A 3,920-nucleotide genomic window follows, 5' to 3' on the forward strand; every position below is an offset into this window, starting at 1 on the left:
CGCCAACCGGCGGGCACACGCCGCGGACTCCACCCGGGTCCACGCATCCACCGCAGCGGCCCCGCAACTCCCCGCGGTGCCAGCCACCAACTCATCGAACATGCATTCGAATCTAACCGAGGACCCCCACCCCCCGCCACCCCCAAAACCCCAGACCGTGGATGAATCGGCGACTGTGGACAACCCCACCGCCAGACACCGAAAATGTCGGCACCGCATGCTAACCGGAAGATCGCGCTAGTACACGTGCCGCGCGTAGCGGTGGGTCTTGATCATGTCGTTGACCTAAGCGTGAGCGCCTGCGGCGTTCATCCCGCCGCACCGGGCCACGATGTCGCAGCGCTGCGTCGACACCTTTGGCCATCCGTTTCTCGTCACCGCACACGTACAGGTGCGCGCCGTCCTGGAGCCAGCCGAACAGCTCGCCCGAGTTTTCCCACATACGTTGCTGGACATACTCTTTGGCGCCCTCCCGCCCGTGGACGCCCGACGAATGCGTCGGCCTCGACCGCGCGCTGGAGGCGTACACCGTTCACGGTGCGCACGCCTGGCACGCCGAACATGACCGGGGCCGGATCGAGACCGGTCTGCCGGCGGATCTGGTGATGTGGTCAGGTGACCTCTACGACCACGAGCAGTCACCCGACGGTTTACTCGAGCAGCACGTCGAGCTGACGCTCGTCGGCGGGGCCGTCGCTCACTCCGCGGGCGCGCTCGCCGATCGCGTCGGGGCGCCGTTGCCCGTGGAATCCGGTCAGTGTCGGTACCGCAACCCAGCATGTGCACTGCCACTGAGCGCACGCCCCACCATCCTCACGACGGCTGGCTGAAACCCCAGTCGAACAGGCCGGTCGCCTGACCGTACAGATCGCCGGTGCCGTACATCTGGACGACGACGAGGCGGCGGTTGCCGCGCTGCGCGGCGCCGACGTAGGTCTTTCGCGCCAGGCCGGTGTAACCGCTCTTGCCGCCGAGATCCCCAGGATAGCGGGACAGCAGTTCGTTCTGGGCGGTGATCGTCTTGCCGGGGAACTGGGCCGACGGCTGCCGCAGGATGTAGGCGATCAGCGGATTGGCCAGCGCCGCACGGAAGATCACCGCCAAGTCGTGGGGCGTGGTGACGGATTCCCAACCCGGCCCGTCCAACCCCGACGGCGATCCCGCCCGGGTGCTGCGGGCGCCGAGCTGCTGGGCCTTGGCGTTCATCCTCGCGACGGCGACGCGTTGCCCTCCGAGCATGTCGGCCAACATGTTCGCGGCGTCGTTGCCCGACACCATCAGCAGACCCTCGAGCAGCTGGCGGGTGGTGTAGGGCTGGCCCGGTGTCAGGCCGACACACGAGCACTCGACGCGCTCGTGTGACGAGTTGGCCCGTGCAAAGGAGTTCGGGTCGAGGTAGTCGACGACGACGAGTGCCAGCAGAGTCTTGATGGTGCTCGCCGGGGCATGCGAGCCGTTGGGGTCTTTCGCAGCAAGGACGCGCCCGCTGTCCAGGTCGGCGACCAGCCATGCTTCTGCCGGACCGTCGGGTGGGGCGACGACGGCGCCCGCTGGCTCGATCGAGGGTTGGGCCAGCGCGAGCGGCGCGGCGGTCGCGGTCAGCGCCGTGCCGAGGGCGAGCGCGGTCGCCGCGAACAGTCTGCGCACAACGAGCGAGCGTAGGGATCCCAGGACTCGCCAAGCGCGCGATCAGGTCTCCGTCGGATATCGGCTGTACTACAGCGTGCCGGTGCCGACTGACCGGTCCTGCGCGAAGCCCCAGTCGAGGAGCCCGCTCGCCTGGTCCCAGTAAGTGGGTCCGCCCTCGACGATGAGTCCGTACATCATCGCGACCACCAACCGTCGTCCGTCGCGCTGCGCGGCGCCGACGAAGGTCTTGCGGGCAGCGTCGGTGAAGCCGGTCTTGCCGCCGAGCATGCCGGGATAGCGGGCCAGCATCTCGTCCTGGTTGATCAGCGTCACCGGAGCCGCGTCACCGGGGAAGGGGGCCGTCGGGGAAGACGTGATGGCGGTGAACACGGGGTTGCCAAGCGCGGCGCGGAAGATGATGGCGAGGTCGTGCGGTGTCGTGTACCCGTCGATGCCGGGCCCGTTCAGACCCGACGGGGATCCGGCGCGCGTGCCGGTGGCGCCGAGCGCGGCCGCCTTGGCGTTCATCTTGGCCACGGCGACATCCGTACCGCCGAGCATGTGAGCCAGGGTGTTCGCGGCATCATTGCCAGACACCAGCAGCAGGCCGTCGAGGAGTTCCTGCGTCGTATAGGTGTGACCGGCCTTCACTCCTGCGCAATTGCATTCCACCTTCGCGTCGGCCTCGTCGGCCACGACCGTGTTATCCAGTGGCAGCTCGTCGAGGACCACCAGGGCGAGAAGGACCTTGATCGTGCTGGCAGGCGGATGGGTGACGTACTCGTCGCGTCCTGCCAAGATCTGGCCGGAGTCGAGATCAGCGACGATCCAGGCAGGGGCGGGGCCGACGGGGATCTGCAGACCGCCAATCGGTTGGACGTCCGTGTCGGCTGCCGCGACGGCGGTGTCGAGCACCGTGGAGCCGGCGAGAAGTGCCGCGATGGACACCGCGAGAGCGCCGAGGAGCCTGACCATGGCCGATGAGCCTACTTGCTCGATCTCGCAGTCGCGCCCCGCCCCGGCGCCCATCGAGTGGCTGGACCACCTTGTTGTTTGACCCCCCCGTAATGCGGCTACATATCGCCAGGCTGATCTTGTCGTGCGTGGACGAATGTCGGCCGATCTACCCACCTACGTCGAACCACCCGAGGGAGTCGATCACCATTTGTGGCATTGCCGGCGAAATCGCCCGAGGGCGCCCGGCCGATCTCGCGGCCATCCGCGCGATGACGGATTGCATGGTCCCGCGGGGACCCGACGGCGGCGGCGCGTGGGCCGATCAACGGGTGGCGCTCGGCCATCGACGGCTGGCGATCATCGATCTGTCCAGCAGCGGCCACCAGCCCATGCACGACCCCGAACTCGGACTGACGGTCGCTTTCAACGGGTGCATCTACAACTACCCCGAACTCCGCCAGCAACTGCTCGGCAAGGGGTACCGCTTCTTCTCGCACAGCGACACCGAGGTCATTCTCAAGGGCTACCGCGAATGGGGCGAGCGGGTGGTGGACCACCTCAAGGGGATGTTCGCCTTCGCCATCGCCGAGCGCGACACGGGCCGCGTGGTGCTGGCGAGAGACCGGCTCGGCGTCAAACCGCTGTACTGGTGCGACGTCGAGGACGGTGACGGAGGCGGTGCCATGCGCTTCGCATCGTCGCTCACGGCGCTCGTTGCCGCAGGCGGCGTTGATACCGACCTCGACCCGGTCGCGCTGAACCACTACCTGAGTTTCCACTCGGTCGTCCCCGCACCGCACACGATCCTGCGCGGGGTGCGCAAGCTCGAGCCGGGCACCATCATGCGCATCGAGGCCGACGGCACCAGAACGCAGGAGACCTACTGGGAGCCGATCTTCGAGCGGTCGGCCGAGCGGGCGGGCTGGTCGGCGGTGGAATGGGAGGAAGCGATCCTCGCGTCGCTGCGGACCGCGGTGGAGCGGCGCCTCGTCGCCGACGTTCCCGTCGGGTGCCTGCTCTCCGGTGGTCTGGACTCGAGCCTGATCGTCGGTCTGCTCGCCGAGGCGGGACAGCATGGACTGAAGACCTTCTCCATCGGCTTCGAGGCGGCCGGGGGAGAGGAGGGCGACGAGTTCAAGTACTCCGACGTCATCGCCCGGCACTACGACACCGATCACCATCAGATCCGCATCGACAGCGCGCGCATGCTTCCCGCTCTTTCGGACACCATCGGCGCGATGAGTGAACCGATGGTGAGTCACGATAGCGTGGCGTTCTCTCTGCTGTCCCACGCGGTCAGCAAGCACGTGACGGTGGTGCAGTCGGGGCAGGGC

Annotated in this window: 4 protein-coding genes and 1 pseudogene; 2 read left to right on the top strand and 3 right to left on the bottom strand. The window is 67.7% G+C overall.

The features are described 5' to 3' along the window. Positions 1 to 285 precede the first annotated feature (285 nt). Positions 286 to 463 (bottom strand): annotated as a pseudogene (locus QOI01_RS09325) (sulfite reductase flavoprotein subunit alpha); the annotation flags it as partial. On the opposite strand from QOI01_RS09325, the gene QOI01_RS09330 reads away from it, so the two are divergent. Beyond that, complete coding sequence (locus tag QOI01_RS09330; RefSeq protein WP_526380161.1) at positions 462 to 830, top strand: amidohydrolase family protein; 369 nt, start codon at positions 462 to 464, stop codon at positions 828 to 830. The pseudogene QOI01_RS09325 and the gene QOI01_RS09330 overlap by 2 nt on opposite strands. On the opposite strand, the gene QOI01_RS09335 is transcribed toward QOI01_RS09330, so the two are convergent. Together QOI01_RS09335 and QOI01_RS09340 are read right to left on the bottom strand one after the other, a co-directional pair. Continuing rightward, positions 814 to 1,647, bottom strand: a complete 834-nt coding sequence (locus QOI01_RS09335; RefSeq protein ID WP_526380163.1) for a D-alanyl-D-alanine carboxypeptidase family protein — start codon at positions 1,645 to 1,647, stop codon at positions 814 to 816. The two genes, QOI01_RS09330 and QOI01_RS09335, sit on opposite strands and share 17 nt — an antisense overlap. A gap of 69 nt (positions 1,648 to 1,716) precedes the next feature. Then, positions 1,717 to 2,604 (bottom strand): D-alanyl-D-alanine carboxypeptidase family protein, encoded by an 888-nt coding sequence (locus QOI01_RS09340; RefSeq protein WP_526380165.1) that lies wholly within the window; start codon positions 2,602 to 2,604, stop codon positions 1,717 to 1,719. 188 nt (positions 2,605 to 2,792) lie between these two features. Between QOI01_RS09340 and QOI01_RS09345 the strand changes: the two genes are divergently transcribed. Continuing rightward, on the top strand, positions 2,793 to 3,920 hold a 1,128-nt coding region (locus tag QOI01_RS09345; protein ID WP_526380167.1), incomplete at its 3' end, for an N-acetylglutaminylglutamine amidotransferase.

This window comes from Mycobacterium sp. (genome assembly GCF_032162605.1).
In the GTDB taxonomy this organism is placed as follows: Bacteria; Actinomycetota; Actinomycetes; order Mycobacteriales; family Mycobacteriaceae; genus Mycobacterium.

What these genes read in the sequence shown, in the direction of transcription:
- QOI01_RS09340 (WP_526380165.1), bottom strand. Translation starts at nt 2,604, where the DNA reads ATGGTCAGGCTCCTCGGCGCTCTCGCGGTGTCCATCGCGGCACTTCTC.